The organism is Streptomyces capitiformicae (genome assembly GCF_002214185.1).
Classification (GTDB): Bacteria; Actinomycetota; Actinomycetes; order Streptomycetales; family Streptomycetaceae; genus Streptomyces; species Streptomyces capitiformicae.
Window position 1 is genome coordinate 4,544,641 of sequence record NZ_CP022161.1, and the last position, 24,348, is coordinate 4,568,988.

A 24,348-nucleotide genomic window follows, 5' to 3' on the forward strand; every position below is an offset into this window, starting at 1 on the left:
TTGCAGATACAGGGCTTCGGCGGCTCTGACGAGTTCGTCGGCCTTCTTCTCGATCTCCGCAAGGAACGTGAGTGGCGCACCAGCAGCCACCGTCAGACCATCCGGCCGCCGTAGCGGATACGCGACGGCGGCCGGCACCTCACCGGGCCGACCGCCTCGCCTGCAGGCCAACGCACTAGATGAAAGAGTTGATCTCGATCGTCTCGTCGCGGCCCGGGCCGACGCCGATCGCGGAGATCGGGGCGCCCGACATGTCCTCCAGTGCCTTGACGTAGGACTGGGCGTTCTTCGGGAGGTCGGAGAAGGACTTCGCCTTGGTGATGTCCTCGGACCAGCCGGGGAGGGTTTCGTAGACGGGCTTCGCGTGGTGGAAGTCCGACTGGGAGTACGGGAGCTCCTCGACGCGCTTGCCGTCGATCTCGTACGCGACGCAGACGGGGATCTCCTCCCAGCCCGTCAGGACGTCGAGCTTGGTGAGGAAGAAGTCCGTCAGGCCGTTCACCCGGGTCGCGTAACGCGCGATCACCGCGTCGAACCAGCCGCAGCGGCGGTCGCGGCCCGTCGTCACGCCCCGCTCGCCGCCGATGCGGCGCAGGGCCTCGCCGTCCGCGTCGAAGAGTTCCGTGGGGAAGGGGCCGGCGCCGACGCGGGTCGTGTAGGCCTTGAGGATGCCGATGACACGGCTGATCTTCGTGGGGCCGACGCCCGCACCCGTGCAGGCGCCGCCCGCGGTCGGGTTCGAGGAGGTCACGAAGGGGTACGTGCCGTGGTCGATGTCCAGCAGGGTGCCCTGGCCGCCCTCGAAGAGGACGACCTTGTTCTCCTCCAGGGCCTGGTTGAGGACGAGGACCGTGTCGGTGACGTACGGGGCGAGCTTGTCCGCGTAGCCCAGCAACTCCTCGACGACCTGGTCGACCGCGATGGCGCGGCGGTTGTAGAGCTTGGTGAGGAGCTGGTTCTTGACGTCGAGGGCCGCCTCGACCTTCTGCGTCAGGATCGACTCGTCGTACAGGTCCTGGACGCGGATACCGACGCGGTTGATCTTGTCGGCGTAGGTCGGGCCGATACCGCGGCCCGTCGTGCCGATCTTCCGCTTGCCGAGGAAGCGCTCGGTGACCTTGTCCACCGTCACGTTGTACGGCGTGATGATGTGAGCGTTGCCGCTGATCAGGAGCTTGGACGTATCGACGCCGCGCTCGTTCAGACCGCTCAGCTCGGAGAGCAGGACCGACGGGTCGACGACGACTCCGTTGCCGATGACCGGAGTGCACTCCGGAGTGAGGATCCCGGAAGGGAGGAGGTGGAGGGCGTACTTCTGGTCACCCACGACTACCGTGTGGCCGGCGTTGTTGCCGCCCTGGTAGCGCACCACGTAGTCGACGGATCCGCCTAGCAGGTCCGTCGCCTTTCCCTTGCCTTCGTCACCCCACTGAGCACCGAGCAGCACAAGTGCGGGCACGCGCGTACACCCCTTCCGGGCGGGGCATGTCCAAGGTCGGGGGCGCATACGGTGGCTCATATCCATCGTGTGCACCGCGACCGTCGTCGACCGTCATTGGTCGTCGTCGGTCGCTGACTGTCGGACCCGGATGCCCCGGAATAGACGAAGCCCCTGGCGCAATAGCGCAAGGGGCTCTTGCACAAAGATGCTACCCGAGGAAGCGAGGCAGGACCGAGGTGGCGACTCCCGACCAGCTCCTCGTGGTCATCGACCCCCTTGCCCGTCGCACGGACGGTGAGGCGGTGCGGATCGCGAAAGACGTGCTCAGCGCGGGTGCGGCGAGCACGAAAGTGTGCCTTCCCGACGGGCCCGAGGAATTCACGCGAGCGCTCGTCCGACGTGGTTCGCGGCGGCCGGTGGTGGTCGGGGACGACCGCGCGCTTCTGCGGACCGTGGCTCTTTTGCATCGGCAGCGGGAGCTCGCCGCGTGCGCGCTCTCGCTGGTCCCGGTGGGCCCGGCGCTGGGGCTCGCCCGGTCGCTCGGCGTACCGACCGACGCGGTGGCCGCGGCCCGCGCCGCCCTGGACGGGGTCGAGCGACGGCTTGATCTGCTCGTGGACGACAGCGACGGGGTGGTGCTGGGGCGGCTGCGGATCCCGGCGCTGCCGGGTGCCTCGGAGAGCCCGGAGAATCCGGAGAATCCGGGGCCGGACGAAGCGGAAGCCGACGGCTCCGCCGCCCACCACCACTCGTGGCTGCGCGCCTGGCCCCAGTCCCTGGTCCGCACGCTGTCCACGCGTCCCTCGCGGCCTTCGCGAGCTTCTCGTCCTTCGCGGTCTTCGCGTCCGTCCCGCATACGGGTCACCTCTCCCGCCGGGGTGGGGCCGGCACGGCTGCGGGTGGAGGTGGACGGGGCGACCCTCGTCGACCTGGACCAGCCCGTGGAGGCCGTGTCCATCTGCCCCGACGCGGACGGCGGTGCCGAGGTCGAGGTCCGGCCGGCGTCGGTGGGCGCCGAGGCCGCGCCGCTGCACGCGGTCGGGCAGCGCGTGACCGTGTCCGGCGCGGACTTCCGCTACCGGGCGGACTGGCTGGTCGCGGGCCCGGTACGGACGCGGACGTGGACGGTACGGGAGGGCGCGTGGGGGCTGACGCTGCCGCCCGAGTGAGGGCGGTGTTCTCTCGCCCCCGCCGCCCCTACCCGTCCCGTCCCAGGGGCTGCCGCCCCTTCGACCCCGCACCGACACGGGGCTCCGCCCCGGACCCCGCCAGGGGCGCTGCGCCCCCTGGACCCCGGGCAAATTTTCTAAAGGTCTGGTTGACAAACATTTAACGCCCCGAGACTCTTGGCCGACTCATTCGGGCTAGAGAGTTCCGGTCCAGCGGCAGTGCGGCGCGCGGCGATCACGGCAACCAGGAAGGGGCCACCCGATGGCGGTTCAGGAGGGCGTAGCCCCGGAGGCGGGAACAGCCGGCCACGGAGCCGTTCACCGGCTCAAGCCCAACGCGGTCGGACTGCTGGGCGTGGTCTTCATGGCCGTCGCCACGGCCGCGCCGATCACCGCGATGACGGGCAACGTGCCCTTCATGGTGTCGTCCGGCAACGGCATCGGAGCCCCCGCGAGCTACCTCGTCGCAATGGTCGTACTGGCGATCTTTTCCGTCGGTTTCACCTCGATGGCGAAGCACATCACCTCGACCGGCGCCTTCTACGGCTTCATCTCCTACGGCCTCGGCCGCACCGTGGGCCTCGCCTCCGGGCTGCTCGCGACCTTCGCGTACGTCGTCTTCGAACCGGCCCTCATCGGCATCTTCTCCGTCTTCGCGACGACGACCCTGGAGGACCAGACGGGTGTCGCCGTCCCGTGGTGGGCCTTCGCGGTCCTGATGCTGGCCGTCAACGCCATGGGGACGTGGTTCGGGGTGTCGGTGGCGGAGAAGCTGCTGGTCGTCCTGCTGGCCACCGAGGTGACGATCCTCGCCGCGATGGCGATCTCGGTCGCCCTGCACGGCGGCGGCCCGCACGGCTTCACCTTCGGCCCGGTCAACCCCGTGAACGCCTTCCAGGGCACCTCCGCCGGCCTCGGCCTCTTCTTCGCCTTCTGGTCGTGGGTCGGCTTCGAGTCGACGGCCATGTACGGCGAGGAGTCCCGCGACCCGAAGAAGATCATCCCCAAGGCGACGATGATCTCGGTCCTCGGCGTCGGCGTCTTCTACGTCTTCGTCTCCTGGATGGCCATCATCGGCAACGGCGAGCAGGAGGCGGTGGCCGCCGCCTCCTCCGCCAATCCCCTCGCGATGTTCTTCAACCCCACCGAGCAGTACGTCGGCCACTGGGCGGTCGTCGTCATGCAGTGGCTGATGATCACCGGCTCGCTGGCCTGCGGCATGGCCTTCCACAACTGCGCGGCGCGCTACCTGTACGCGCTGGGCCGCGAAGGTGCCGTCCCGGGCTTGCAGAACACCATCGGCCGCACCCACCCCCGCCACGGCTCCCCGCACATCGCCGGCCTGGTCCAGACGGCGGTGACCGGCGCCCTCCTCGCCGCGTTCGCCCTGGCCGGCAAGGACCCGTACACCGGTACGTACGTCCTGCTCGCCATCCTCGGCACGATGGCCATCCTCGTCGTCCAGGCGGTCTGTTCCTTCGCCGTCCTCGCCTACTTCCGCTCGCACCACCCCGAGAGCCGCCACTGGTTCAGGACGCTGGTCGCTCCACTGGTGGGCGGCGTGGCGATGCTCGCGGTGGTCGTGCTGCTGGTGTCCAACATGGGGGTCGCGGCGGGCCCGGAGTCGGGGTCCTTCGTCCTCCGGGCCACCCCGTGGATCGTCGCGCTGATCGCGGTCGGCGGCATCGCGTACGCGCAGTACCTGAAGCGCCGGGCACCGGAGCGGTACGCGCTGCTGGGGCGGACGGTGCTGGAGGAGACGAAGGAGCGCTAAGCGCTCCGCTGCAAGTACCGAGACACGCCTGGAAGTACCGAGACACGCCGTCGATCGTCTGCGGCGCCGTCGTGGCTGGTCGCGCCTCCGCGCGGCGGAGCCGCAGAATGTTCCGCCCCGCGCCCCTTCAGGGCGCGGCCGAACCGCAGCGGACTTCGTCCGATCTGCTCAGGGCCTGTCGTCACCTTCCCGTCGTCGCCCGGAGGGCTGCCCCGCGCCCGCCGCGGCAGCGGCTGATGTCCGCGTAGGTGCGTGGCGTCGGGGGGCAGAGGGGAAGGTGACGACAGGCCCTGGCCCCCGAAGGCCCCGAAGGCCCCGAAGGCCCCGACGTCTCAGTGCGGGATGGTGTCGATGAGGTCGCGGGCGCCCTGACGCAACAGGGCGACGGCGACCGAGGTGCCGAGGGTGGCCGGGTCGAGGCGCCCCGCCCATTCATGGGCGTTGAGCACGGTCTTGCCGTCCGGCGTGAACACGCTTGCGCGCAGCGACAGTTCACCGCCCCGCTCGGTACGGGCGTAGCCGGCGATGGGGCTGTTGCAGTGGCCCTGGAGGACGTGCAGGAACATGCGTTCGGCCGTGGCTTCGCGGTGTGTGTCGGGGTCGCCGAGGCCGCCGACGGTCTCGATGAGGCCGGTGTCGCCCTCGCGGCACTGGAGCGCGAGGATGCCCGCGCCGATCGGCGGCATCATCGTCTCCGGGTCCAGGACCTCGCTGATCACATCCCGCCGCCCGATCCGTTCGAGCCCGGAGACGGCGAGGAGCAACGCGTCCGCCTCGCCCTCGGCGAGCTTCTGCAGCCGCCGGTTGGCGTTGCCGCGGAACGGTACGCAGTCCAGGTGCGGGTGGGAGGCGGCGAGCTGGGCGACGCGGCGTACCGAGGAGGTGCCGATCCGGGTGCCGGCCGGCAGCTCGTCGAGGGTGAGCCCGCCGGGGTGCACGAGCGCGTCGCGGATGTCGTCCCGCTTCAGGAACGCGGCGAACATGGTCCCGGCCGGCAGCGGCCGGTCGGCGGGGATGTCCTTGACGCAGTGCACCGCGAGGTCCGCCTCCCCCGCGACCAGCGCCGCGTCGACCTCCTTGGTGAACGCCCCCTTCCCCTCGACCTTCGCCAGGTCGCCCAGCCACTTGTCCCCGGTCGTCTTCACCGGCACGACGGCCGTCCGGATCCCTGGACGCAGCACAGCCAGTTCGGCACGCACCCGCTCCACCTGGGCGAGGGCCATGGGGGAGTCACGGGAGACGATGCGGATGAGCTCGGGAGTGGCCATGCCCTCCACGATAGGCCGTCGACAGGCCGTCAGATGCGGGCACGGGCTGACGCGGACCGACGTAGACCGACGCAGACCGACGCAGACCGACGCGGACCGACCGGACTGACGGCAAATCAGGCCCCGGATTTCGCCAACGGCACATCCGATGGGGTGACGACATGTCAGCTCGGCGTGGTTAGCGGCTCTCCACCCCCGAATTACCCGGCGATTCAGGGACTTTGACGGTCCACCAGGCCACTGGGTCCGTCATCCGCCAGGGTGACTATCGACAGGGCCATTCAGTCCTATTTTCATACCACCCCCGGACTTCTCCGAGATGACAGCGGAAATCCACGGATTTACGTTCGTGATCGTCGGCGGCTCCAGCCGACGTCACGGAGAGAAGGAGAAGTGCATTGCGCACTCGTACGATCACAGTGATCGCCGCTTCGGTCGGCGTGGCGGTAGCGACCGCCACAGGTGTCACCTACGCCAGCTCCGCCCTGGAATCGACCCCCAAGTCGACCCCGCCCAAGTCGGCCCCGGTCGTCGTCGAGAAGCCCGCCCCCGCCGCCGGCGCCCCCGCGGCAGCGCCGCTCGGCGGTACGGGAGCGCACGAGGAGCACGACCCGAGGAGGAAGGACGACGAGCACCACCACCACGGCAGGATTCACATCAACGAGCGCTCGTATCCCGCCGCGCCGGGCTCCTGCATCACCGTCGTCAACGTGATCAGCAACACATTCGGCGCCATCAGCTTCAACATCCGAAATGAAAGCGACAAGACTCTCGAATTCTTCACCGGGGCTACCTGCGACAACGGTCCCGCCGTTGCCACGGTCGGCCCTCGAAGCTCCAGCAACGCAATCCCCGGGGTGCCCGCGGGCGCAATCATCGTGGGAAGTTTCCGCACCATCGACCACGACCACCACAACAACCACGACAAGCACTGACGCCGACCGCGTCCGGCAATGGGGGAGGAAATACCTTCCTCGCAGCATTGGAACCCCGGCTCGCCGCAATCGGGCCGGGGTCCCGGCACAGGGTACTCCTCGGGAGATTCCCAGCTGCGGGACGGGCGAGATCCCCGCCAGGTGCGCGCGCTGAATACCTCCGTATTCACTAGTGGGGACCGGGGCTGGGGCGCTGTCGGCCGGGAAGCTCAAGTGTTGCTCTGAAGTGGGCGGGAGAGGGTTGTGGGCCGTTCCGCCCGGTGACACTGCGGGCAGGCGGGGTGTTCGAAGGGGCGGGCAGGGGGTGGGTCCGAGATGAGAGTGGGCTTTCGGCGAACCATGGCGGCCGGTGCGGGGACCCGGGCGCTGGACACGTACGACATCGCGTTCCTGGCGGGCGGGGCGCATCGGGTGGCCGACAGCGCGGTGATCGCGCTGGCCGAGCGCGGGCTGCTCAAGGTGCGCGCCTCGCACATACGTGCGACCGGGGGTGCCGTGAGTTCCATGGGCGGGGATCGGCCCCGGCATCCGGTCGAGCGTGCGGTGATCGTGTCGTGCCTGCACAGCAGGAGTGTCGTGGCCGTACACACGGCCCTGCAGCGTTCCCCGGCGGTGGAGGAGATCGGCCGCCGACTCGCGGCCGAGGGCCTGGTGACGGGATCCCGCCGCCGGTTGACCCGTGCGGGGAGGCGGCGACTGCGGGCGGCGGAACGGGACGGGAACGTCCCGGCGTACGTCCTCGACGGCCCCGCCGTCCTCCCGAGCGGACCGGTCCGACGTGGCGTGGTCGGCGTCCAGCCGATTCCTTCGGGCCTGGGCCGTGCGCTGATCCGCATGGGCAGGGCCCTGGACCACGACAACGACGACTCCTCCTCGGCTTCGGACACCGGCTCGGGGGGCGGTTTCGGTTGCGGCGGTGGGGGTGGCGGGGGCGACTGAGCCACAACGGAACGGCCAGGCCCCGCTCCGCCGGGGGGCACGCTCGGCCGGGGGGCACGCTCGGCCGGGGGGCACGCTCAGTCGGGGGGCACGCTCAGTCGGCAATTGGCAGATCAGTCCCAGTGGCATGCCTCGTTCAGGGCACTGTGCGAGGCGTTTACGGCAATTCGGCGAGACGGATCTGCCAATCGGTGCGGCACCTGAACAACGGCTGCCCCGCGGACCTCGTGGGGAACGGCGGCGGTCCGTGGCCGTACTCGGAACGGTTGGGTGACCGGCATCGCGAGGCCAGGAAGGCCGCCCCTACGAAAGCCCGTTGAGATGCGGGCGTTCATTGGGAAGAGTCTGCGGCATGGAGTTCTTCTGTTATCACCGCGATCGGGCCAATTCCCTTGGGCTGAGGGAGAAGTTGGGCGAAGCGCACTGGTCCTACATGGACCGGTACGAGGCGGAGCTGATCGCTCGTGGGCCGACGTTCGGCGAGGACGGGGAGACGCCCACCGGGAGCGTGCACATCGTGGGGTTGCCGGATCCCGCCGCCGCCCGCGCGTTCGCGTTCGACGAGCCGAACCATCAGGCCGGCGTGTACCGCGACGTACTGCTGCGGCGGTGGCGCAACCTGCTGGGTCGCACGATGTGGGAGTTCCCTGGTGGACGGGACGGCGGCAGTCGGTACCTCGTCCTGGGGCTGGGGTCGGGGCCGGGCGCCGACCTCGTCGTACCGGCCACCCGGCGCGATGAGTTGATCGCGTACGGGCCGCTGCTGTCCGACGACGGGGACACCTGGTTGGGTACGGCGGCACTGGTCAGGGCTCCGAGGCCGGAAACGGCGCGGGCCGTGCTGACGTCGGACGAGTACGACGTCATCGAGGTGCATGAGTGGGAGTTCGGCGGGCGACGGTGACAGCAGGGCCGGACCCCGCCGGGTTGGAAATAGTTCGTTGACAACAAATTGTTTGCATCCCATGCTGGACGTATGTCGTCCTCCTCTTCTTCGCAGCCGCCCGCCACCGACTCCGACGCCCCCTTCGCCCCGCCGAGCGCGGACGAGGCGCGGGCTCGGCGCACGTACACGTCTCTCTTCCGTATCGCCGAGCGGCACGCGGCGACGGACGGGCAGCGGCGGCGGCAGATCCATCCGCATGTGCTCGGCCCGCACGAGGCCATCCGGCTGGTGTCGTTCCTGCTCAGTGGCGCGGCGATGCTCGAAGACGGTGAACCGGAGGTGGATCGGGCTGACATCACCGCCGCGTTGAGCCTCGTTCCGCTGGCTCGCGGCGAGATGGACGAACTGGAGGCCGGGCTGCTGGAGATGGCCCGGGGCCGGGGCATGACCTGGCCGGAGATCGCCTTCGGCCTCGGCCTTCAGTCCCCCCAGGCCGCCCGGCAACGTTACGAACGCCTGGCCAGCCGCACCGACGCCGGGACCGGGACCGGGAAGGACGGCTGAGGCCAGGCGCCCCGCGTCAGGATTCAGCGGTGTTGATGTCACCGATGGGGATGCAGCCGGCCCCCCACACTTCCGCCTCGCACAGGGTGGCGCCCTCCAGGTTCGCCTTCTCCGAGACGATCTGCCAGGCCCAGTGGTAGTAAACGGTGTTCGGCTGGAGGGTGCCGAACACCGAGTCGATACCCTTCGCTCCCTCGCCGCCGTAGAGCATCTGGTCCTCGGTCAAGTACGGCATTCCGTAGTCGAGTACGGTCCCGATCTCCGAATTCAGGTCGTCCTTGCGGCTCGGATAGTCGATCGACAGCGCCGCGTAGGGCGCGTGGATGCTGCGGTCGCGGGGCTCGGCCTCCACGCGCAGCAGCAGGGCGAGCGCCATCGTGCCGGCCGGTGGAGGGGTGCCCGGGACGTCCACCATGGTCTTGGCGTCGAGGATGCGCACCGTGTACGTGTACTTGCCGTCCACGTGCAGCACTGGTGTGCGCGCCGGAGGCAGCTTGTCCGGTTCGGGCTGGTCGGTCGCGTTCTTGCCCGGCGACAGGCTCTCGGACGCTCCCGGCGACTCGCCCGCTCCCGTATCGGCCGCGTCGAGCGTGTCGCCGCCACCGCAACCCGCCAGCGTGCTGACGAGCACGGCTGCGGCACATACCCATCGCCTGGACGCGCGGATTCGTGCCTTACTGCCCATTTCGCTGCTCCCCCGGTTCTGCCTTCTGTCCAACGGGGCGGTCCTGGTCGAGCAGCCCATGCCGTTGCGGGACATCGTCACGGGCCTCGCGGAAGTGGAGCTTCCGGGACACACCAAGCAACTCCTCGACCTGCGGTGATCCGGGTGCGATCCGCCGGCCTCAGTCCTTGCGGCCGGTCGCGGCGACGGTGACGCCCAGGCCGATCATGGTGAGTCCGCCGACGCCGCCGACGAGGGAGAGCCGTTGCGGTGAGCGGGCGAACCAGTCCCGGGCGGTGGCCGCGAGCAGGCCCCACGCCGCGTCGGAGGCGAGGGCGATGACGTTGAAGACGAGGCCGAGCAGCAGCATCTGAGCCGCGACATGCCCCTGGGCCCGGTCGACGAACTGCGGCAGTACGGCGGCGAAGAACACGAGCGTCTTGGGGTTGGTCACACCGACCGCGAACCCCTCCCAGAACGTCCGCCGGCCACCAGCGCCGTTCCGCGCGGCCCCGTTCTGCGCAGCCCCGCCCCCGCTCCCGTCCCGGCCCTCGCCGCCGGTGACCGCCGCATGCAGCGAACCGCGCTCGCGCCAGGCCTTGACGCCGAGATACACCAGGTAGGCGGCGCCGGCCAGCTTGAGCGCCGTGAAAACGAGGACCGAGCGTTCGACGACCGCCCCGATCCCGAACGCCACGGCCACGATGAGGACGTAGGCGCCGAGCGTGTTCCCCACGACCGTGGTCAGCGCGGCGCGCCGCCCCTGCGCCAGCGCCCGCCCGATCACGAACAGCACACTGGGGCCGGGGATCACGATCAGCAGGAACGACATGGCCGCGAAGGCCAGCAACCGGTCGGCAGACACCATGCGGCTCATGCAAGCACGGCGAGGACGCGCCGCTCCAACGATATTTCCCGGGCGGCCGGACCACGGGCGGCCGGACCACAGGCTGCCGGACCACAGGCTGCCGGACCACAGGCTGCCGGACCCAGGGCGTTCAGCTCTCTGACGTTGAGCCCTCTGACGTTGAGCCCTCTGACGTTGAGCCCTCTGCCGTCGAGCCCTGACGGAACCTCTTGTCCCGGTGGGCACGCCAGCGGTCCATCATCGCCTCGACCTCTCCCTCCATGAACTCGAAGAAGGCGAGCGTCTCGGCGAGCCGGAACCCGGCCGGGGTGTCGGCGCCCAGGCTGTTGACGCCCTCGCGCAGGGCTTCCTCCCAGCGCTTGATGATGGCCTCGCGGTTGGTGAGGGCCTCGTACCACTGGTCGCTGTGGACGCGGTAGCGCTCGCGGCGGGAGCCGGGCTCGCGCTCGCGTGAGACCAGGTGCACCTGGGCGAGGTAGCGGACCGCGCCCGACACGGCGGCGGGACTGATCCGCAGCTGTTCGCCCAGCTCGACGGAGGTCAGCGCGCCGGTGTCGGAGGCGAGGAGCGCGGCGAAGACGCGGGCCGGCATACGCGGCACGCCCGCCTCGACGAGCTGAGCGGCGAAGTGCTCCACGAACCGCGAGACGGCCTCGGCGTTCCGCCCCGATGCGCCCTCGGCGTTCCACCCCGATCCGCCCTCGGCGTTCCGCTCCGGTCCGGCTGCTGTCGTCATGCTCCGATCATCTCCCCTGCTCAGCGGCGCCCCCCCCCAGCGATGCCCCCAGCCTAACGGCCATTTTGACTGTTCCTTAACTTCACAAATTTCTGAAGTAAGCGTACGTTCTGAAGCATGCCGAAGTCCATCACCGTCTCGGGACTCCACAAGTCCTTCGGACGGACCCACGCGCTCGCCGGCCTCGACCTGGACGTCGAGGCCGGCGAGGTCCACGGCTTCCTCGGCCCCAACGGCGCCGGAAAGTCCACCACCATCCGCGTCCTCCTCGGCCTGCTGCGCGCCGACGCGGGCGCCGCGCAGGTACTCGGCCGCGACCCCTGGGCGGACGCGGTCGAGGTGCACCGCCGGATCGCGTACGTACCGGGGGACGTGACCCTGTGGCGCAACCTGTCCGGCGGCGAGGTCATCGACCTGTTCGGGCGCTTGCGGGGCGGCGGCCTGGACACACGCCGCCGGGCCGAGCTGATCGAACGGTTCGAACTGGACCCGACGAAGAAGGGCCGGACGTACTCGAAGGGCAACCGTCAGAAGGTCGCCCTCGTCGCCGCCTTCGCCTCGGACGTCGACCTGCTGATCCTCGACGAGCCGACCTCCGGCCTGGACCCCCTGATGGAGGAGGTCTTCCAGCGCTGCGTACGGGAGGAGCGCGACCGGGGCCGGACGGTCCTGCTGTCGTCGCACATCCTCAGCGAGGTCGAGGAACTCTGTGACCGGGTCAGCATCATCCGCAAGGGCGTCACCGTCGAGAGCGGCTCCCTCGCCGACCTGCGCCATCTGACCCGTACGAGCGTCACCGCCGAACTCGCCGGCCCGCCCAATGGCCTGACCCGTCTCCCCGGCGTCCACGACCTCGACATCCAGGGCAACCGGGTCCGCCTCCAGGTCGACACCGACAAACTCGACGCCGTACTGCGCTCGTTGAGCGAGTCGGGCGTACGGTCGCTGACGTCGACGCCGCCGACCCTGGAGGAACTCTTCCTCCGTCACTACCAGGACGACCTGGCCGACGCGGACGCCGACGCGGGGGAAGGAGCGGTCGCGCGATGACCACCAGCACGGCCACGGGTGGCACCAGGACCACCTTCGCCGCCCGCTCCCGTCAACTGGCCGGTACGGGAACCCTGTTGAGGTTCGCCCTGCGCCGCGACCGGGTGATGCTCCCGATCTGGGTCGCGGTGACGGGCCTGATGATCCTCTCCATGCCGAACAGCCTGAAGAGCCTGTACGGCACCGCCGCCGAACGCGCCGACCTGATGGCCCAGATGACCACGAACTCGTCGCTGCGCGCCCTCATCGGCCCCGTCTTCGACGACTCGCTGGGCGCCCTGACCGCGTGGCGTGTGGGTGTCTACGCCGGTGCGCTGGCCGCCGTCATGAGCCTCCTCGTCGTCATCCGGCACACACGGGACGAGGAGGAGAGCGGCCGCCAGGAACTGGTCGCGTCCGGGATGGTGGGCCGCCGGGCCTCGCTCACCTCCGCCCTCCTCACGGCGGCCGTCGCGAATGCCGTACTGGCACTGCTGATCGCCGCCGGGCTGGCCGGGCAGGGGGCGGCGGGGGCCCTTGCCTTCGGGCTGGGGATCGCGGGCGTGGGCATGGTGTTCGCGACGATGGCGGCGGTGGTCGCGCAGCTGACGGAGAGCGCGCGGCTGGCGCGAGGGCTGACGGCCGGGGTCCTGGGGGCGGCGTTCGTCCTGCGGGCGGCGGGCGACGCTTCCGAGAACGACGGTTCGTCTCTTCTGACGTGGGTGTCGCCGCTGGGGTGGCTGGAGAACGAGCGTTCGTTCGCTGATGAGCGGTGGTGGGTGCTGCTGCTGTTCGCGGGGGCGGTGCTGGTCCAGGGCGCGGTGGCGTACGGACTCGCCGGGCGCCGCGACGTCGGCATGAGCTTCCTGCCGACCCGCCCGGGCCCGGCCTCCGGGCGGCTGGGGACGGCGGGCGCGCTGGCCTGGCGACTCCAGCGGGGCAGCGTGCTCGGCTGGAGCATCGGCTTCTTCCTCGCCGGGGTCGTCTACGGCGGGCTGGCCGACGGCGTGGCCGACTTCGTCGGCGACAACGAGAGCGCCCGCGAGATCTTCGAGCGCATGGGCGGCAGTTCCGCCCTGACGAACGCCTTCCTCGCCTCGATGATCGGCATGCTCGGCCTGATCGCCGCGCTGTACATCGTGAGCGCCGTGCTCCGGCTGCACGGCGAGGAGACGTCGGGCCGGGCCGAACCCATCCTCGCAGGCGCGGTGGGCCGACTGCGCTGGGCCACGGGCCATCTGGCCATCGCCTTCGGCGGATCCGTCTGGATCATGCTTCTCGCCGGCCTCGGCTTCGCCGCCGGCCACGGCAAGGACATCGGCCCGATCCTGGGCGCCTGTCTCGTACAGGTGGCCGGGGTATGGGTGATCGGCGGCGTCGCCGTCCTCCTGTACGGCGTCGCGCCCCGGGCGGCGATGGCGGCCTGGGGCCTCGCCGGTGCCGTACTCCTGATCGGCTGGATCGGCCCCGCCCTCAAGGCCCCGCAGGCAGTCCTGGACCTCTCCCCCTTCGGCCACCTCCCGAAGCTGCCGGGCGGGGGGATGGAGTGGGCGCCGGTGCTGACTCTGCTCGGGCTGGCGGTGGTGCTGGTGGTCGGGGGGTTGGTGGGGGTGCGGAGGCGGGACGTGACGGCCTGAGGGCGGTGGGCCGGCGGGGCGCCGGGACGTATCGCGTATCCCGTAGGGAGAACCGGGGCGGGGCGGGGCGCGTCCCTGCGGGCATGGGCCAGACGGAGCCGGAGCGGTGGGAGAAGCGGGGGCGGCCGGAGCACCGGGACCGGCGGGTCGATCGGCAGAGTGCGCTGGGGTGCGGGGGGTGTGCGCTGTCGGCGGTGGGGGCGACGGCCGCCACCCTCGCCTGGTCCTCCACGCCCCGTACCCGCCGCCATCTTCGCGGTGGCTTCGAGGGCGAGGGCATGGACTACACCGTCCTCGTCACCGAACTCCCCCTGGTCGCCGCCGCCGGAGCCGCCGTCCCCGCCCTCGCCTGTCTGCTGCTCGCGTGGGTGCTGGGCCGGAGGCGGGGCCCTGAACGCCAAAGGTGACCGTTGGCTCCCCGGGCGCCGGTCAGTCGACGTACTGCTTGAGCTTCTCCGTGTCGAGCTCGATACCGAGGGGCTCGGGCAGCAGAAGAGCGTCTCCGAAAGGCACCTTACGGAACTCGCGGTAGCCGACCTCCGGGTCCGGATCGCTGTACAGCTTGACTATGCAAGCAGCACGGTCGATCAGCAGGTAGAAGGGGATGCCCGCAGCCCCGTAGGCCACCGGCTTCTCCTGTCGGTCGCGCCGGTCGGTGTCGGAGTCGTACGACGTGACCTCAAGGACGAGCAGTACTCCGCTGGGATCCGCCCACTCGCCATGCCCGGCGAAGTGTTCCTCGGGAACAAGCACCGCGTCGGGACGAGCCCGGCCCTCTCGGTACTTCTCCGCCCTCAGCCCCTGCCCCTGGTACAGGTCCAGACCGGGCCTCGCACGCACGCAGCGCTTGTTCAGCCAGGTGACAATGGTGTTGTGGTCGCCATCGGCCACCTTCTTGACACCGATCCGTCCGTTGATGAACTCCAACCTGACGGCGTCGTCGGTCTCCTTGGCCGCGAACGCGGCGATCCTCTCGAACTCTTCCACCGACATCTGAGGCGTCTGCAACGCGCGCTCTGCCATAACCGTCATGGTGCCTCCCTTCGCAGGCAGGCACCAGCTTGGCGAGCTGCCGTCGATCATCAGCCGGGCCCCCCACACGTTCATCCGAACGTGTGATCACCCCATCTCGACGCTCAGCCCCTCCAACCCCCGGATCACAAAGTTCGGCTTGCGGGTCGGCTCCGCGGCCAGGGTCAGGGTCGGGGCCTGCTCCAGGAGGGCTCTCATGGACGCGGCGAGTTCGATACGGGCGAGGGGGGCGCCGATGCAGTAGTGGATGCCGGCGCTGAAGGAGATGTGCGGGTTCTCCTTGCGGGTCAGGTCCAGTTTCCCGGGGTCGGTGAACACGGACGGGTCGTGGTTCGCGGAGCCGAAGAGCATCGCGATCTCCGCGCCCCTGGGGACCGTCGTGCCGTCGATCTCGATGTCGTCCAGCACCCAGCGCTCGAAGAGCTGCAGCGGGGTGTCGTACCGCATCAGCTCCTCCACGGCCGCCGGTACGAGCGAGTGGTCCGCGCGGAGGGCGGCGAGCTGGTCGGGGTTGCGGAACAGCGCCCACCAGCCGTTCACGGTGGCGTTCACCGTCGCCTCGTGGCCCGCGTTGAGCAGCAGGACGCAGGTCGAGATCATCTCCTGCTCGGTGAGGCGGTCGCCCTCGTCGTGGGCCGCGATCAGGCCCGAGATCAGGTCCTCGCCCGGCTGCGCCCTGCGGTGCGCGATCAGCTCCCGGAGGTACTCCGAGAACTCCACCGACGCCCGCACCGCCCGCTTCGCCGTCTCCTCCGACGGGCTCAGCTCGTACATCCCGCAGATGTCCGCCGACCAGGGCCGCAGCTGCGCACGGTCCGACTCGGGGATGCCCAGCATCTCGGCGATCACCGCCACCGGAAGCGGCTCCGCCACATCCGTCAGCAGGTCACCCCCGCCGGCCTCCACCAGCCCGGCCACCAGCTCGCCCGCCAACTCGTCCACATACGGCTTCAGCTGCTCCACCGTGCGCGGCGTGAACGCCTTCGACACCAGCCGCCGGATCCGTGTGTGGTCCGGGGGCTCCAGGTCGAGCATCCCGTGGTCGTTCAACGTATGGAACGGCTCGTGCTCCGCCGGAGGCGCCGTACGCCCGAAGTCCTCGTGCGTGAACCTGTGCTGGTACGTCCGCCCCAGCCGCCGGTCCCGCAGCAGCGCCGAGACATCCGCGTGGTGCGGCACGAGCCACTGGTTCGTCGGCTCGAAGTACCGCACCCGGCCCCGCGCCCGCAGCTCGGCGTACGCCGGGTACGGGTCGGCCACGAAGTCGGCGTCCCACGGATCGAAAGCGTGGTCGAAAGCGGAGTCTGAAACAGCTGCCATGGACGGACGCTAACCCGCCGACAGGGCGGCTGACCAGGCCTGGCAGCCGGCCCTCACCGCCCGCCGCCGCTCGCCGCTTCGGACCGGCGGGACCTGGCTTGTCAGGCGGGCTTGACCAGGCGGGCCTCGTAGGCGAACACCGCCGCCTGGGTGCGGTCGCGCAGGCCCAGTTTGACCAGGATGCGGCTCACATGGGTCTTGATGGTGGACTCGGCGACGACCAGGCGTTCGGCTATCTCCGAGTTGGACAGGCCCTGGGCGATGAGGACCAGTACCTCCGTCTCACGTTCGGTGAGCTCTCCATACGCCAGCTGGGCCGCCGCCGAGGGACGGGGTGCCTCGGCCAGCTTGGAGAACTCGGTGATCAGGCGCTTGGTGACGGAGGGGGCGAGCAGTGCCTCGCCGGCGGCCACCACGCGGACCCCATCGGCCAGTTGGCGGGCCGAGGCGTCCTTGAGGAGGAAGCCGGAGGCTCCCGCCCGCAGCGCCTGGTACACGTACTCGTCGAGGTCGAAGGTGGTGAGGACCAGAACCTTGGCTCCTCCGTCCGCGGCCACGATCTCCCTCGTCGCCTCGATGCCGTTCAGCTCGGGCATGCGGATGTCCATCAGGACGACGTCCGGGGAGAGCTCCCGAACACGGTCGACCGCGTCCCGGCCGTTCACCGCCTCGCCGACCACCTCGATGTCCGGCATCGCGCCGAGCAGCACCGAGAAGCCCTCGCGGACCATCATCTGGTCGTCGACGATCAGTACACGGATGGTCATGCGTCGTCCTTGCTCGCGGTGGCCACCGGCAGGAACACCGTCACCTCGTAGCCCCCGTCCTCCGTCTCGCCCGTTGTCATCTCGCCGTTCAGCATCGTGACGCGCTCGCGCATGCCGGTGATGCCGTGGCCGGCGCCATGGGTCGACTTCACCAGGTTCACCTCCGGGGACGGGCCGTTGACTATGCGCAGGCCGAGCCCGCCCAGTACGTAACCGATCTCCACGCGGGCCGTCGCGCCGGGCGCATGCCGCAGGGTGTTGCTGAGCGCCTCCTGGACTATGCGGTACGCCGACAGCTCCACGCCCTGCGGGAGTTCGCGCACCGCTCCGGTGACCGACTTCTCGACGGTCAGGCCGGTCTCCCGCACATTGGTGAGCAGGCCGTCCAGGTCGGCGAGGGTGGGCTGCGGGGCGTCCGGGGCCTCGTAGCCCTCGGCACGGACGACCCCGAGGACGCGGCGCAGCTCGGTCAGCGCCGCCACCGCGTTCTCCCGGATGGTGGCGAAGGCCTGCTCCAGCTCGGGCGGCGGGTTCTCCACGCGGTAGGGCGCGGCCTCGGCCTGGATGGCGACCACCGACATGTGGTGGGCGACCACGTCGTGCAGCTCGCGGGCGATCGTCGTGCGCTCTTCGAGGAGGGTGCGCTTGGAACGCTCGTGGGCCGTCACGGTCTGCTGGGCGGTGACCTCGCGTTGGGCCGTGCGGCGGGTGTTCACGACGACGGCGACCAGCACGCTCATGGCGGAGATGACCAGCAGCGGCCCGGTGTTCGAGGAGTAGTGACCGGCGCCGAGGATGCTTTCGACGAAGAGTCCGTAGGCCGCGGTCAGGGCCCATATCCAGGCGGCGGTGCGCGGTGGGGTGCGCAGCGCCACGACCGTCAGCACCACGAGGTGCGCCGCGAAGCTGCCGGGTGCCCACGGCCAGTCGCTCCACATGTCACTGAACACCGCGGTGACCGGGGTCGCGGCCATGGACACCCAGAAGGCCCCGATGGGCCGGACCAGCGTCAGCAGGATCGGGACCACGGTGAGGGCAGTGGTCACCAGCATGCCGAACTCGCCCCGGTCACTGGCGGAGACCGCGATGGTCGCCGCCAGCAGGGCGGCGGTCACCACGGCCGCGTGCGGGGCCCAGGACACGTACTCACGCAGCTGGCCGGAGAGGCGGCGGGTCAACAGGCCATCCATCCGCATGCGGGGCAGGGGCCGGTAGGCGAACGCGTCATGGAACAGGTCCTGCCGCAGCCGGTGCCAGGCGTCCAGCACCACGCGGTACTCGGGGGTGTGCGGCTTGCCCCCGCCTGGAGGGGACAGCTTCTGCGTCTGGGTCGTCTCGGTCACGTTGAAAACGGTAGGTGGAGGCCGGGGCCGGCGTCGTCACCAGTGAGAAGGGTCCTGCGGGGTCCGTCTCAGGTACTACGGGTATCGGCGGAGGTTCCCGAAAAGGGGCTTGCGTGGGGGTTTGCGGAAGGGGTGCCGGGGTGTCAGTAGCCGGAGGGGCGGACCAGGCCCGATTCGTAGGCGTACACCGCTGCCTGGGTGCGGTCGCGCAGGCCCAGTTTGACGAGGATGCGGCCCACGTGGGTCTTCACGGTCTGTTCGGCGACGACGAGACGTTGGGCGATCTCGGCGTTGGACAGGCCCTGGGCGATCAGGGCGAGGACTTCCGTCTCCCGCTCGGTCAGGTCACCGACGCGGTCCTTCAGTGGGGCGCGGGGTGCGGTGCCGAGGCGGGAGAACTCGGCGATGAGGCGGCGGGTGATACCGGGCGCGAGCAGTGCGTCGCCGGACGCCACCACCCTTACGGCTTCGGCGAGTTGGTCGGCGGAGGCGTCCTTGAGGAGGAAGCCGGAAGCGCCGGCGCGCAGCGCCTCGTACACATACTCGTCGAGGTCGAAGGTGGTGAGGACGAGGACTCTGATGTGCGGGTTCTCGGTGGTGATGCGGCGGGTGGCCTCGATGCCGCCAAGCTCGGGCATGCGGATGTCCATCAGGACGACGTCAGGGGCGAGTTCGGCGACCTTGTCGATCGCGTCGAGGCCGTGCACCGCCTGGCCGACGACGTCGATGTCGGGCTGGGTGTCGAGCAGCACCGAGAAGCCCTGCCGGACCATCTGCTGGTCGTCGGCGATCAGTACGCGGATGGCGCTGCTCGACATCGTCATGGGGAGGGCTCTTCTCCTGTCGTATCCGGTGAGGTTCCGGAGGCGCGGGGCACCGTTGTACCCGATGGTGTGCCGATCGTGTCGGTGAGGGCGTCGGAGGGGGCGGGGGTCTCGCTGCCGGGGGCGCCGTTCCGTGGGAGGAAGGCCACCACCGCGAAACCGCCGTGGGAAGTCTCGGTCGCCATGAGGGTGCCACCGAGCATCGTGGCGCGCTCGCGCATGCCGAGCAGTCCGTGGCCCGCGCCGGGGGACGGTGGAGCCGGGCTGTGGGGCCGGGAGTTGATGACCCTCAGTTGCAGGCCGCGCGGGAAATGGGTCACTTCCACCCGGACGGTCGACCCGGGTGCGTGGCGCAGGGCGTTGCTGAGCGCTTCCTGGATGATCCGGTACGCCGACAACTCCACACCGGGCGACAGCGGGCGTACGTCGCCGTCGACCTCGGCGGTGACCGCGAGGCCCGCGGCGCGGGTGTTCTCTATCAGGGCGTCGAGGCGGTCCAGGGTGGGCTGCGGGGCGTGCGGGGCGGTGCCTTCGGCGACGGCCACCATGTCGTGCGGGTCGCGCGGGTCGTCGGTGTCCGACGGGTGCTCGGAGCGCAGGACGCCCAGGACGCGGCGGAGTTCGGTGAGCGCCTCCAGCGCGTTCTGCCGGATGCCGTGGAGGTTCTCCTTCAGTTCGTCGGACGGGTTCTCCACGAGGTGGGGGGCGACCTGGGCCTGGATGGAGATCACCGACATGTGGTGGGCGACCACGTCGTGCAGCTCGCGTGCGATACGGCTGCGCTCCTCCAGCAGGGTGCGGCGGGCGCGTTCCTCGGCGGTGAGGCCGGCCTGTTCGACGAGTTGGGTACGGGCCTCGCGGCGGCCGCGCATGGTGCTGCCGAGGAGGACGACGCCGATGAAGAGGGCCATCGCCAGAGTGCTCGTCGACGAGTAGGCCGGGGCGCCGATGACTCCCTGGACGACATAGGTGGCCAGGCCGGTCAGCACCAGGACCTCGACCGCGACGCGGGTGGGCAGTCGTAGCGCGAGCAGGAAGAGGATCAGGGCGTGCGCGATCATTCCGGGCGCGCTCCACGGCCACGGAACGCCGCCCCGCGGCAGGTCGTCCGGCACCATGAGGTCGAACTGGGCTGCCCCTGTGAGCAGATGGAACAGCTGGATCCGGACGCCCAGGGCGACCACGACGGTGACGGCCATGGAGGCCCACCAAGCCGGTACCGGCCACCACAGCGCGAGCACCACCGCCGCGCCCTGCGCCAGCGAGCACAGCAGGGTGTACTCCGCGCCCAGGTGGTAGCGGTCGTCCACGATGTTGCCCAGCGTGGTGGCGAACGCGGCCAGGCAGACCAGGCCGTGCGGCAGCCAGCGCAGCCACACCGACGGCGGCAGCGGATGGGACTCGCTGCTCAACAGGTCTTCGCGCAGCGTGCGCAGACCTCTGGTCAGCCGCTTCTCCACCGTGCTCATCCCGACCACCCTAGGCATGGGGCACCGTCTTGGGCCGCGGGATTCTGGGGCGACGTGCCGTTTCCGAGTGCCGGTTCTCCTTCCGGACCGTGGGTCTCGTAGCCGTGGAACGCCGCCCAGCAGAGCAGGAGGGCGACGGCGAACACCGGGAGCCAGGCGAGGCGGGCCGCTATCCAGGTCGGGTCGTCGGGGAGGGTGTGCAGGCCGGGGAGGTGGCCCGCGGCCAGGCCTGTGGCGGTGGTCGCCATCAATGCCGTCTGGTGCCAGAGGAACACCGTCATCGCGGAGAGATTGACGAGGGCCACCGCCGCCCAGGCCATCGGTCGGCGCTGGAGGGTGCGGCGGAGGGGGCCGCGCAGCAGGAGGGCCAAGCCGCACTGGGCCAGGCCGAAGGTCACCGCGGCCAGGGTCGGTGGGTTCAGGTTGGAGACGGATGCGCCGGGGACGCCGACCATCGACGCCGGGTAGTCGGCCCAGAGGATCAGGGCCGCCGTCGCCGTCGTACCGGTCGCGAGCAGTGCCCAGCCCGCGCTACGGCGGTTCAGCTCGCCCCGCGTCCAGGCCGCGCCCAGGGTGTACGGCACCAGCCAACCTGCGGCCAGGTTCACCCAGCCGAGTGCCTCGGGGCCGTGGAGGCCGAAACGGACGAGGTCGACGTGCAGGACGACCGCCAGGGGCCACAGGGGGTTGAGGCGGGTCACCAGGGGTGTTGCCGCTGTCAGGGCGGCGAAGACCAGGAGGAACCACAGAGGGGACAGGGCCAGTTTGAGGAGGGTGCGGACCGTCACGAGGTCGGTGCCTGTGAGGAGGAGTGCTGTCGCCACGGCCGCCCAGAGGAGCAGTACCGCGGCGACGGGGGCGAACAGGCGGGTCAGGCGGGTGCGGAGCCATTGGGGATACGTGGTGCCGCGGGCCTGTGCCGAGGTGTAGCTCTTCGTCGCTACGTGGCCGCCTACCAGGAAGAAGACGGACAGAGTCTGGAAGAGCCAGGAGATGGGCGCCAGCCAGGGCATGTGTTGCAGGGGGCTGGCGGTGTGGAGGGTGCCGCCGTCCGCGACCAGGGCGGTTACCAGCCAGTGGCCCAGGATTATGCCGAGGATGGCGAAGGCACGGAGGGCGTCCACCGCGCGGTCGCGGGTGGTGGGGGTGGCGTTGTCGATGCGGTGGGCTGCCTGGTGCAGGGCGTCACGGATGGGTCGGGTGCGTGCGGGAGGTGCGCTTCGTCGCCCCTGTGGGGGCTGAGCGCCGTCGGCGGCTGCGGTGCCGGGCTCACGCATGGGCTGGCTCCTTGGTGGTGCCGAGGGTTATTCGGGCGAGGTGCTCCAGGGAGAGGGAGCCCGGGGTGAAGTAGTCGCTGTGGCCTGCGTTGCCTGCGGGGAAGACGCGGGCGCCGAAGGCCGGGGAGATGGGGTCGGTGCCGAAGCCGACCGTGGTGCCGAAGAAGTCGGCCCGGGTGTGCGGGACCGTCCCGACCCAGTCGTCGGTGCCTCGGGCCGCCCATATGCGCGCGGATGTGTGCAGCGCGGCCACGCTGTCCGCGCCCGTACCCGGGCTGCCGATCAGGGCGATGTCCTGCACGCCGTTCAGGCCCGCCGCGGCTCGGCCGCACACCACCGAGCCGTATGAGTGACAGACCAGGGTGACGTGGGCGGTGCTCGGCAGCAGTCCGCGCAGGTCGCGTATGAACGTGCGGAGCTTCGGGGCCGCCTGGTCGGCTCGGGTGGGGGTCAGAACCGTGGCGCTGATCGTCTCCGGCGTCTCGTAGCCCAGCCAGGCGATCACCGCCGTGCCTGTTCCCGTCCGGTCGTACAGGGCCCGGGCGGCTCTGTGGAAGCGGTCGTACGTGTCCAGGCTGGTGTCCGAGCCCGGGACCAGTACCGCCACGCGCTCCGCCTTCAACAGGTCGCCGAAGACCTCGACCGCCTGGCCGGGGCCCCGGCCGTCGAATCTCAGGAACTGCCGGGTGGGCGCCGCCATCGCGCGCTCCGTCGCCGCCCGGCTCCCGTCGCCGTGGGCTTCCGCCATACGGGACGCCTGCTCGGCGTTCGTACGATGCGCCGCGTACGTCGACTCCAGCGTCGCCGGTGTCGGAGCGGCGAGGGTGGCGGGGGCCGGGGCCGGGATCTGTGGACTGGCCGCAGCCGCCGAGACCGGCATGATGACGGCGGTCGCGATGAGCAGGGCGAGGAGGGCGCGGAGCAGGCGGGTACGGGTAGGAGTACGGGAGCCATGCAGGCGGGTGCGGGGGCGACGCAGGCGGGTGCGGGGGCGACGCAGGCGGGTGCGGGGGCGACGCAGGCGGGTGCGGGGGCGACGCAGGCGGGTGCGGGGGCGACGCAGGCGGGTGCGGGGGCGACGCAGGCGGGTGCGGGGGCGACGCAGGCGGGTGCGGGGGTCGGGCGTTGGTTCTCTGGGCGGAGCGAGTTCTGCCGTACGCCGCGTCGCGGTTCCCATGGTGCCCGCCCCTTCCAGTTCAGCCCGGCCGCTGGTCGGGCCGCTCTGGAAGGGAAATTACGAATCCGGGGGCGTGGTCGGCGTCACGCCAGGGAGCTCATCTGGGAGGTAGCTCTCAGGTATTACGGGTATCCCCGTGGGGTCGAGGCGCGCCCCCGTTCACCACGCCAGCTGTGCGATCTCCTCCGCCACCACCGCGCATGCGTCCGCCGCCGGGTCGATCAGGGGGAAGTGGCCCACGTCCTCCAGCAGCGTCAGGCCCACGACCTCGCCCGCCTTCGCTGCCGCGTCCGCGTAGGACTCGGCCACGGCCTGCGGTACGACGATGTCGGTGCGGCCCTGTACAAGGGTCGTGGCGATGCCGGTCGGGAGGAGGAGGGCCGGGTCGGCGTAGGCACGGCGTTCGGCGAAATGGTCGTGCCCGCCGAGGAGTTGGGTGGCCGCTCCGCCGCAGACGTCGAGTTTCTCGGCCACGGCGAAGTCCGCGATCGGGGCGAGGGCCACGACGCCGCGCAGTGCGGGCGGGCGAGGCGTGCGCCACGGGGTGTCGGACGGGAGTACGTGGCGGGCGGCTGCCCACAGGGCGAGGTGGCCGCCGGCGGAGTGGCCGGTGAGGACCGTGCGGCGCGGATCCGCCTGCGGCAGGGCCTCCCGTACGAGGTCGGGCAGGGCGTCCAGGGCGGCGGCGACGTCGTCGAACGTCTCCGGCCAGCGGCCCGCGATCGGGCCCCCCGCGCTGCCGGCCGGGCCGGTCTGGGACGGGAGTGAACTGCCCCTTCTGTACTCGACGTTGGCCACGGCGAAGCCTCGGCGGGCCAGGTAGTCGGCGAACGGGGTGACGTGGCGGCGGTCGTACGGGGCGCGCCAGGCGCCGCCGTGCAGGACGACGACCAAGGGGGCCGTGCCGGTGGTGGGGGTGGAAGTGCGGGGGGCGTAGAAGTCGATCACCTGGTCGGGGTGGTCGGTGCCGTACGAGGTGGTGGTGTCGGGGTCGACCGGGGGGTGTGAGAAGGCGGACGCCTCTTCGGCGGCATCGCGGGCTGCGGCGTCGTCGTGCGGCATGCTCCAACCTCTCAAGGGTGAAACTGGTTTGGAAGGGTTTGGGGTGGGCGGGCCGGGGGGTGCGGATGCCTGCCGTTGTGCGGGGACGGTATCAGGCCGGTGACGTGCGTCGACAACGGGATGTGACGCTGGGTTAGGTTGACGGTTCTGGCGGTTCTTGTGCGTCG

The 24,348-nt window shown here is 70.6% G+C and carries 24 protein-coding genes; 10 read left to right on the forward strand and 14 right to left on the reverse strand.

Annotated elements, in window-relative coordinates; genetic code table 11:
- Positions 1–175 precede the first annotated feature (175 nt).
- The gene (locus tag CES90_RS20210) at positions 176–1,459 is read right to left on the reverse strand and encodes an adenylosuccinate synthase (RefSeq protein ID WP_189786129.1); all 1,284 of its coding nucleotides are present in this window, start codon (positions 1,457–1,459) and stop codon (positions 176–178) included.
- Positions 1,460–1,677: 218 nt separating this feature from the next.
- Here CES90_RS20210 and CES90_RS20215 point away from each other — a divergent pair, with 218 nt between their 5' ends.
- Together CES90_RS20215 and CES90_RS20220 are read left to right on the forward strand one after the other, a co-directional pair.
- Positions 1,678–2,610: a diacylglycerol kinase family protein gene (locus CES90_RS20215; protein WP_189786130.1), complete on the forward strand. Its 933-nt coding sequence runs from the start codon at positions 1,678–1,680 to the stop codon at positions 2,608–2,610.
- 262 nt (positions 2,611–2,872) lie between these two features.
- Positions 2,873–4,384, forward strand: coding sequence for an APC family permease (locus CES90_RS20220; RefSeq protein WP_189786131.1), 1,512 nt, complete (start codon positions 2,873–2,875; stop codon positions 4,382–4,384).
- Between the two features lie 332 nt (positions 4,385–4,716).
- Here the strand turns inward: CES90_RS20220 and hemC are convergent, their stop codons facing one another.
- On the reverse strand, positions 4,717–5,652 hold the full coding sequence (gene hemC / locus CES90_RS20225) for a hydroxymethylbilane synthase (protein ID WP_189786132.1): 936 nt from the start codon (positions 5,650–5,652) through the stop codon (positions 4,717–4,719).
- 398 nt (positions 5,653–6,050) lie between these two features.
- Here hemC and CES90_RS20230 point away from each other — a divergent pair, with 398 nt between their 5' ends.
- From CES90_RS20230 to CES90_RS20245, 4 genes are all read left to right on the forward strand, one after another.
- Positions 6,051–6,587: a hypothetical protein gene (locus tag CES90_RS20230; RefSeq protein ID WP_229914186.1), complete on the forward strand. Its 537-nt coding sequence runs from the start codon at positions 6,051–6,053 to the stop codon at positions 6,585–6,587.
- A 315-nt stretch (positions 6,588–6,902) separates the two neighbouring features.
- Positions 6,903–7,526, forward strand: coding sequence for a TIGR04222 domain-containing membrane protein (locus CES90_RS20235; RefSeq protein ID WP_189786133.1), 624 nt, complete (start codon positions 6,903–6,905; stop codon positions 7,524–7,526).
- Positions 7,527–7,878: 352 nt separating this feature from the next.
- Positions 7,879–8,430 (forward strand): YciI family protein, encoded by a 552-nt coding sequence (locus CES90_RS20240; RefSeq protein ID WP_189786134.1) that lies wholly within the window; start codon positions 7,879–7,881, stop codon positions 8,428–8,430.
- A 72-nt stretch (positions 8,431–8,502) separates the two neighbouring features.
- Entirely contained in the window at positions 8,503–8,976 is a 474-nt protein-coding gene (locus tag CES90_RS20245; protein WP_189786135.1) for a DNA-binding protein, read from the forward strand.
- Between the two features lie 16 nt (positions 8,977–8,992).
- Here CES90_RS20245 and CES90_RS20250 read toward each other — a convergent pair whose 3' ends face one another.
- Positions 8,993–9,607, reverse strand: coding sequence for a hypothetical protein (locus CES90_RS20250; protein WP_189786136.1), 615 nt, complete (start codon positions 9,605–9,607; stop codon positions 8,993–8,995).
- Here CES90_RS20250 and CES90_RS20255 point away from each other — a divergent pair.
- The gene (locus CES90_RS20255) at positions 9,594–9,800 is read left to right on the forward strand and encodes a hypothetical protein (protein WP_189786193.1); all 207 of its coding nucleotides are present in this window, start codon (positions 9,594–9,596) and stop codon (positions 9,798–9,800) included. The two genes, CES90_RS20250 and CES90_RS20255, sit on opposite strands and share 14 nt — an antisense overlap.
- 21 nt (positions 9,801–9,821) lie before the next feature.
- On the opposite strand, the gene CES90_RS20260 is transcribed toward CES90_RS20255, so the two are convergent.
- Entirely contained in the window at positions 9,822–10,508 is a 687-nt protein-coding gene (locus tag CES90_RS20260; protein ID WP_189786137.1) for a LysE family translocator, read from the reverse strand.
- A 130-nt stretch (positions 10,509–10,638) separates the two neighbouring features.
- Positions 10,639–11,244 carry a GbsR/MarR family transcriptional regulator gene (locus tag CES90_RS20265; RefSeq protein WP_229914187.1) on the reverse strand — a complete coding sequence of 202 codons (606 nt, stop codon included), beginning with the start codon at positions 11,242–11,244 and terminating at the stop codon, positions 10,639–10,641.
- 117 nt (positions 11,245–11,361) lie between these two features.
- Between CES90_RS20265 and CES90_RS20270 the strand changes: the two genes are divergently transcribed.
- From CES90_RS20270 to CES90_RS20280, 3 genes are all read left to right on the forward strand, one after another.
- Entirely contained in the window at positions 11,362–12,294 is a 933-nt protein-coding gene (locus tag CES90_RS20270; protein ID WP_189786138.1) for an ABC transporter ATP-binding protein, read from the forward strand.
- A complete protein-coding gene (locus tag CES90_RS20275) occupies positions 12,291–13,910 on the forward strand; it encodes an ABC transporter permease (protein ID WP_189786139.1) in 1,620 nt (539 codons plus the stop codon). The genes CES90_RS20270 and CES90_RS20275 overlap by 4 nt, the downstream gene beginning before the upstream one ends.
- A gap of 83 nt (positions 13,911–13,993) precedes the next feature.
- A complete protein-coding gene (locus tag CES90_RS20280; RefSeq protein WP_229914188.1) occupies positions 13,994–14,317 on the forward strand; it encodes a hypothetical protein in 324 nt (107 codons plus the stop codon).
- Between the two features lie 22 nt (positions 14,318–14,339).
- Here CES90_RS20280 and CES90_RS20285 read toward each other — a convergent pair whose 3' ends face one another.
- The 9 genes from CES90_RS20285 to CES90_RS20325 form a co-directional block, all read right to left on the reverse strand.
- Positions 14,340–14,942 (reverse strand): Uma2 family endonuclease, encoded by a 603-nt coding sequence (locus CES90_RS20285; RefSeq protein ID WP_189786140.1) that lies wholly within the window; start codon positions 14,940–14,942, stop codon positions 14,340–14,342.
- Positions 14,943–15,029: 87 nt separating this feature from the next.
- The gene (locus CES90_RS20290) at positions 15,030–16,262 is read right to left on the reverse strand and encodes a cytochrome P450 (protein ID WP_189786141.1); all 1,233 of its coding nucleotides are present in this window, start codon (positions 16,260–16,262) and stop codon (positions 15,030–15,032) included.
- A 101-nt stretch (positions 16,263–16,363) separates the two neighbouring features.
- Positions 16,364–17,029 (reverse strand): response regulator, encoded by a 666-nt coding sequence (locus CES90_RS20295; protein ID WP_189786142.1) that lies wholly within the window; start codon positions 17,027–17,029, stop codon positions 16,364–16,366.
- Complete coding sequence (locus CES90_RS20300; RefSeq protein WP_189786143.1) at positions 17,026–18,372, reverse strand: sensor histidine kinase; 1,347 nt, start codon at positions 18,370–18,372, stop codon at positions 17,026–17,028. Before CES90_RS20300 ends, CES90_RS20295 begins: the two co-directional genes overlap by 4 nt.
- Before the next feature lie 143 nt (positions 18,373–18,515).
- On the reverse strand, positions 18,516–19,190 hold the full coding sequence (locus tag CES90_RS20305; protein ID WP_189786189.1) for a response regulator: 675 nt from the start codon (positions 19,188–19,190) through the stop codon (positions 18,516–18,518).
- 2 nt (positions 19,191–19,192) lie between these two features.
- Entirely contained in the window at positions 19,193–20,665 is a 1,473-nt protein-coding gene (locus tag CES90_RS20310) for a sensor histidine kinase (RefSeq protein WP_229914189.1), read from the reverse strand.
- Positions 20,662–21,942, reverse strand: coding sequence for an acyltransferase family protein (locus CES90_RS20315; RefSeq protein WP_189786145.1), 1,281 nt, complete (start codon positions 21,940–21,942; stop codon positions 20,662–20,664). Before CES90_RS20315 ends, CES90_RS20310 begins: the two co-directional genes overlap by 4 nt.
- Positions 21,935–23,119 carry an alpha/beta hydrolase gene (locus CES90_RS20320; protein WP_232791326.1) on the reverse strand — a complete coding sequence of 395 codons (1,185 nt, stop codon included), beginning with the start codon at positions 23,117–23,119 and terminating at the stop codon, positions 21,935–21,937. Before CES90_RS20320 ends, CES90_RS20315 begins: the two co-directional genes overlap by 8 nt.
- A 159-nt stretch (positions 23,120–23,278) precedes the next feature.
- The gene (locus tag CES90_RS20325) at positions 23,279–24,181 is read right to left on the reverse strand and encodes an alpha/beta hydrolase (protein WP_189786146.1); all 903 of its coding nucleotides are present in this window, start codon (positions 24,179–24,181) and stop codon (positions 23,279–23,281) included.
- Positions 24,182–24,348 lie beyond the last annotated feature (167 nt).